Consider the following 1,021-nt stretch of genomic DNA (forward strand, 5'->3'; position numbering starts at 1 on the left):
GATCTGGCTGGCCCGGGTGGTGGTGGCACCGGTGCCGATGGCGGTGGAGCCGGTGAAGTTGGCCAGGGCGCCGGCACCCAACGCGGTGGTTTGGAAGCCCGTGGCATTGGCCTTGCGCCCGAGGGCCGTGGCGCTTTCACCGTCGGCGATGGAGGCTTCTCCGAGGGCTGTGGCGGCGATACCTGAAGCCCGGGCGTCCAACCCGACGGCGGTTGCGGCGAGGCCGGTGGCATTGGCGCCAGGACCCAGTGCCGTCGCCTGTTGCCCTGAGGCCAGGGCCTCAAATCCGACGGCGGTCGCCCGGGTTCCGGTGGCATTGGCGCTAGGACCTATTGCCGTCGCCTGTCCCCCTGAGGCCAGGGCCTCGGCCCCGACGGCGGTCGCGGAGGTTCCGGTGGCATTGGCGCTGCGACCGAGGGCCGTGGCGCTTTCACCGTCGGCGATGGAGGCTGTTCCGACGGCGGTCGCGGCGGTTCCGCTGGCGTTGGCGTTGCGCCCCAAGGCCGTGGTGCTCTCTCCTGTGGCATTGGCCAGGAAACCGGTGGCGGTAGCGCCTGTTCCAGCCGCCCTGGCCTGGTCACCAAGGGCTGTCGCCGCTGAGCCGGAGGCGTTGCTGCGGTAGCCGATGGCGATGGCTCCCGAGAGGGGTGAGCTACCCGCGTTGGCAACGGCCTCCCGGCCGATGGCAATGGTGTTCTCGCCAATGGCGTTGGCGAAGGCCCCCACTGCTACAGCGTCGGTTCCGGTGGCGCTGGCGTTGCGCCCGAGGGCCGTGGCGCTGCTGCCATCCGCCCGGGAGTTGGCCCCCAGGGCCGTGGCTCCGGTCTGGTTGGCGAGGGAATCGGAGCCGATGGCGGTGGCGAAGTTGCCGGTGGCGTTGGCGAAAGCGCCCAGGGCAGTGGCTTTCAAGCCGGTGGCCCGGGCACTGTCACCCAGTGCGGTGGCGCTGGGGCCGGTGGCGTTGGCGAAGGAGCCCAGTGCGGTGGCGTTTACGCCGCTGGCCCTGGCAAGATCGCCAACC

Annotated in this window: 1 pseudogene; it reads right to left on the reverse strand. The window is 71.3% G+C overall.

Features of this window, described 5'->3' with window-relative positions:
* Positions 1 to 1,021, reverse strand: a pseudogene (locus ACLNEE_RS16760) (hypothetical protein); the annotation flags it as partial.

This window comes from Aphanothece stagnina RSMan2012 (assembly GCF_046764815.1).
Taxonomy (GTDB): Bacteria; Cyanobacteriota; Cyanobacteriia; order PCC-6307; family Cyanobiaceae; genus NIES-981.